Source organism: Angustibacter speluncae (assembly GCF_054777815.1).
The window spans coordinates 1-4,561 of the sequence record NZ_BAAHAF010000106.1 but is presented as its reverse complement, the minus strand read 5'-3'; the positions used below and the strand labels follow the sequence as shown (position 1 = coordinate 4,561).

Annotated in this window: 6 protein-coding genes and 1 pseudogene; 3 read left to right on the top strand and 4 right to left on the bottom strand. The window is 75.9% G+C overall.

Annotated features, from left to right (window positions below):
• The 3 genes and pseudogenes from ACYVKY_RS13330 to ACYVKY_RS13320 all read left to right on the top strand — a co-directional run.
• Positions 1-458, top strand: a pseudogene (locus tag ACYVKY_RS13330) (aminotransferase); the annotation flags it as partial.
• The gene (locus tag ACYVKY_RS13325; protein ID WP_460435480.1) at positions 455-703 is read left to right on the top strand and encodes a sulfurtransferase TusA family protein; all 249 of its coding nucleotides are present in this window, start codon (positions 455-457) and stop codon (positions 701-703) included. The pseudogene ACYVKY_RS13330 and the gene ACYVKY_RS13325, both read left to right, overlap by 4 nt.
• 152 nt (positions 704-855) lie before the next feature.
• Entirely contained in the window at positions 856-1,824 is a 969-nt protein-coding gene (locus ACYVKY_RS13320) for a DUF559 domain-containing protein (RefSeq protein WP_460435479.1), read from the top strand.
• A gap of 39 nt (positions 1,825-1,863) precedes the next feature.
• Here the strand turns inward: ACYVKY_RS13320 and aat are convergent, their stop codons facing one another.
• From aat to ACYVKY_RS13300, 4 genes are all read right to left on the bottom strand, one after another.
• Positions 1,864-2,562, bottom strand: coding sequence for a leucyl/phenylalanyl-tRNA--protein transferase (gene aat / locus ACYVKY_RS13315; protein WP_460435478.1), 699 nt, complete (start codon positions 2,560-2,562; stop codon positions 1,864-1,866).
• 8 nt (positions 2,563-2,570) lie between these two features.
• Entirely contained in the window at positions 2,571-3,557 is a 987-nt protein-coding gene (locus tag ACYVKY_RS13310; RefSeq protein WP_460435477.1) for a carbohydrate kinase family protein, read from the bottom strand.
• 110 nt (positions 3,558-3,667) lie between these two features.
• Positions 3,668-4,048 (bottom strand): HesB/IscA family protein, encoded by a 381-nt coding sequence (locus ACYVKY_RS13305; protein WP_460435476.1) that lies wholly within the window; start codon positions 4,046-4,048, stop codon positions 3,668-3,670.
• A 147-nt stretch (positions 4,049-4,195) separates the two neighbouring features.
• Positions 4,196-4,561 (bottom strand): glycerate kinase (locus ACYVKY_RS13300; RefSeq protein WP_460435475.1); only part of this gene is annotated, 366 nt, incomplete at its 5' end.

The window sequence follows — 4,561 nt, the reverse complement described above, 5'->3', positions numbered from 1 at the left end:
GCGGCGCCGGCGTCCCGCAGGCCCTGGCCGCCGCCGTCGCCCTCGAGGAGGCGGTCGCCGGGCGCGAGGCGAGCGACGCGGTCCGCCGCGCCGCGACCGCCCGGCTGCGCGAGCAGGTGCCGCTCGTCGCGCCCGACGTCGAGGTCGTGGGCGACGCCGACGACCGCCTCCCCCACGTGCTGACCTTCTCGTGCCTGCTCGCCGACGGCGAGGCCCTGGTCGAGGGGCTGGACGCCGTCGGGTTCGCCGTCGGGTCGGGCTCGGCCTGCACCTCGAGCACGCTCGACCCCTCGCACGTGCTGGCCGCGATGGGGTCGCTCACCCACGGCAACGTCCGGGTGGGCGTCCCGGCGACGACGGACGGCGCCGCGCTCGAGGCGCAGGTCGACCGGTTCCTCGCGGTGCTCCCCGGCGTGCTCGCGGGCGTCCGCGACCGGCTCGGGACGTCCGGGCTGTGAGCGGCGCGACCGAGGTCGAGGTCGACGCCCGCGGCACCCGCTGCCCGGTGCCGGTCGTCGAGGCCGCCCGCGCCGCCCGCGACGCCGAGCCGGGCACGGTCCTGGTCGTGCGCGCCACCGACCCTGCCACCGCCCACGACCTGCCCGCCTGGTGCCGCATGCGCGGCCACGAGCTGCTCTCGCTCGAGCGCCTCCCCGACGAGCTCGTCGCCCGCGTCCGCCTGGCCCCACCCCGCAGAGTGTGACTCTCGCGCACGACACGCCGGGCGTGTCGCGCGCGGGATTCACACTCGGCGGGATCGGTGGCCGTCCACAGGTCTCGTGATCAGTGCGCGTCGTCCACAGGTCGCAGTAGCGGCCGCGCGCCCGAGGGGCCGGGTGCCCGACCGTTCGTCGGGTGGACGAGCTACCGACGCGGCTGCTGGCCGGCGCGCACACGGCAGCGGTGCTCGGCGCCGCTGGCTGCAGCCGGTCCGACCTGGCCTCACCGCTGTGGCACCAGGCGCTGCCCGGACGCTGGGCGTGGACCGCCACCGACCCTCGCCACCCCCGGCAGCGTGCGCTGGTCGCGGCGTCGGCGCTGCCGGCGGACGGCGCGCTCGGCGGGTGGGCGGCGGCCTTCCTGCTCGGCGCCCGGGACCTGGACGGCTCGACCGCGGACGCGGACCGCTTCGACCCCGTCCTGCTGTGCCTGCAGCGCCCGCGGCAGCGCCGGTGGTGGCCGGGGGTGCGGCCCTTCCGCAGCGACCTCGCTCCCGGCGACGTGGTGGTGCGGGACGGCGTCGCCGTCACGTCCGCGCTGCGCACGGCCTTCGACCTCGGGCGCCTCGCCCCCTCGCTGACCGAGGCCGTCGTCGCGCTGGACGCCGTGGTCCGCGATCTGGCGGTCGACCCCGTGCGCGTCGCCTCCTACGCGTGGGACCGACCCGGCTGGCGCGGTCTCCCGCAGCTGCGGCAGGCCCTCGGCCTGGTGGACCCGCGCACCCGATCACCGCAGGAGTCGCGCACGCGGATGCTGTGGGTGCTGGAGGCGGCCCTCCCGGTGCCGAAGGTCAACTGGCCGGTGCTCGACCTCGAGGGCCGCCTGCTCGGCGAGGTCGACCTGCTCGACGCCGACGCCGGGCTGGTCGTCGAGTACGACGGCGCGCACCACGCCGACTCCGACCGGCGCGGTACCGACGCGGCTCGGCACGAGGCCCTCGACCGCCACGGCCTCGAGGTGGTGCGGCTCGTTGCAGGCGACCTCACGACCCGGCGACGCCGCACGGTCCAGCGGCTGCGCCGGGCCCGGGCCGCTGGGCTCGCCCGCGACCGCGCCCTCGACCGGTGGTTCGCCCCGACGGCCGCTCCACCCCCTCGAGTGTGAACCTCGCGCACGACACGCCGGGCGTGTCCTGCGTGCGATTCACACTCGGCGGAGCGCGGCGGGCGGGGGGACGGCGAGCGCGGTCCGCAGGCGGCGCAGGTACTCGTCGCGGGGCACGTCGACGACGCCGAGGCTCGCCAGGTGGTCGGTGCGCCACTGGACGTCGAGGAGCCGGTCGGGCTCGTCGTCGGCGCGCAGCAGGTCGACCAGGGCGACCAGCGCGGCCTTGGAGGCGTCGGTGACCCGGTGGAACATCGACTCCCCCGCGAACAGCCCGCCGACCGCGACGCCGTACAGGCCCCCGGCCAGCCGGCCGTCGAGCCAGGTCTCGACGCTGTGGGCCAGCCCGAGCCGGTGCAGCGTGCCGTAGGCCCCGGCCACCTCGCGGGTGATCCAGCGGCCGTCGCGACCCGGGTCGGCGCAGGACCGGACCACCTCGGCGAAGGCGGTGTCGACCCGCACCTCGAACCGCCGGACCGAGCGCCGCAGGGAGCGACTCACCCGCAGGCCGTCGAGCGGCAGCACGCCGCGGGGGTCGGGCGACCACCAGCCGATCGGGCCGTGCCCGGCGCGGCCGAGACCCATGGGGAACAGACCGGTGGCGTACGCGGTGACGAGCGTGGCGGGCTGCAGGTCGGCACCGGTGCAGACCAGGTCGTCACCGGGCGGGGTGCGGGCGAGCAGGTCGGCGAGCTCGGCGGCCAGGTCGGGCCGCCACGGGAGCGCCGGTCCGTCCACCCCGGGCGTCAGGGTCGGCGGGTGCGCAGGTGGGTGCCGACCTCGGCCGCCGCGTCGTCGCCGTAGGCCTGCGCGAAGCGGTCGAGGAAGTCGGCGCGCCCGAGCAGGTACTCCTGGGTGCCGACGGTCTCGACGACGTAGGTGGCGAGCATCGAGCCGACCTGGGCGCAGCGCTCGGGCGACAGCTCCCAGGCCAGGCCGGCGACGTAGCCGGCCCGGAACGCGTCGCCGACGCCCGTGGGGTCGGCCCGCTTCTTCTCCTGCGGCGTCGGGACCTGGACCTTCTCGCCGTCCTTGGTCTCGACGGTGGCGCCGTCCTTGCCGTGCGTGATGATGCGGACGCCGACCCGGTCGAGCACGTCGCGGTGCGACCAGCCGGTCTTCTGCTCGATCATCGACGCCTCGTAGGCGTTGGTGAACAGGAACGTCGAGCCCTCGACGAGGCGGCGGATCTGGTCGCCGTCCATCCAGGCCAGCTGCTGGGAGGGGTCGGCGACGAAGTCGAAGCCGCGGTCGCGGCACTCGTCGGTGTGCCGGAGCATCGCCTCGGGGTCGTTCGGGCTGATGACGACCAGGTCGAGCCCGCCTGCCTTGGAGGCGATCGGGCCGAGCTCGATGTCGCGGGCCTCGGTCATGGCTCCCGCGTAGAACGACGCCATCTGGGCGTGGTCGGCGTCGGTGGTGCAGACGAAGCGGGCCGTGTGGGCGACCTCGGAGACGTGCACGTGCTCGGTGTCGACGCCGTGGCGCTGCAGCCACGACTCGTAGTCGACCCAGTCCTGGCCGACCGAGCCGACGAGCAGCGGCGACAGGCCCAGGTTGCCCAGGCCGAACGCGATGTTGGCGGCGATGCCACCACGGCGGATCTGCAGGTCGTCGACCAGGAACGACAGCGAGATCTTGTCCAGCTGCTCCACGACGAGCGAGTCGGCGAACCGACCCGGGAAGCTCATCAGGTGGTCGGTGGCGATGGACCCGGTGATGGCGAGGCGCACCGGGACACCCTACGGGCCGCGTCCCGCTCCCCCGCACCCGGACGCGCGACGACCCGCGGTGCACGGGGCACCGCGGGTCGTCGGGGTGGTGGGCGCGTGCGCGCCGACCGTCAGCTGAAGGAGTCGCCGCAGGCGCAGGAGCTGCCCGCGTTGGGGTTGTCGATGGTGAACCCCTGCTTCTCGATGGTGTCCGAGAAGTCGATCGAGGCGCCGTCGAGGTACGGGGCGCTCATCCGGTCGACCACGACCTCGACGCCGTCGAAGTCGCGCACGGCGTCGCCGTCGAGGCTGCGCTCGTCGAAGTACAGCTGGTAGATCAGGCCGGAGCAGCCACCGGGCTGGACGCCGAGGCGCAGCCGCAGGTCGTCGCGGCCCTCCTGCTCCAGCAGGCTGCGGACCTTCTCGACGGCGGTGGCGGTGAGCACCACGCCGTGCGCGGGGGCCTCGGCCTGGGTGCCGGCGTCGGTCTGGGTCTGGCTGTCGATGCTCATGTGGCTCTTTCGTCCCTCGGGTCGGGGGTGCGCGCCGCCGTGCAGGCGGCCGCCGGGTCGCGTCCGGGACAACCGACCGTCGTCCGCGGATGTTCCCCACGGTACGCCTGCCGCGGCACCGCGCGGGCCAGGACGCCCCGGACGGGCTCAGCGGCGCGGCGACCAGGTGCGCGCGACGCGTCGGACGCGGGCGGCCAGCACCCCGGCGGGGTCGGCCATCGACCGCTCCAGCTCGGCCGGTGTCTCCGCCAGCGCGTAGGCCGCCTCGATGCCCGCGGCCGTCATCTCGCGCCGGCCGGCCTCGACCTGCCCGGCGACCACGACGGTGGGGACGCCGTGGTGCAGCGCCCGCTCGGCCACCGACGCCACCACCTTCCCGCGCAGCGACTGCCAGTCGAAGCTGCCCTCGCCGGTGACGACCAGGTCGTGGCGCGCGAGCAGGTCGTCGAAGCGGAGGGCGTCGAGCACGGCGCCCGAGCCGGGGACGCGGTGCCCGCCGAGCAGCAGCAGGCC

Excerpts from the sequence above, each read along its gene's own strand:
- ACYVKY_RS13305 (WP_460435476.1), bottom strand. The coding sequence starts at position 4,048 with ATGAGCATCGACAGCCAGACCCAGACCGACGCCGGCACCCAGGCCGAG.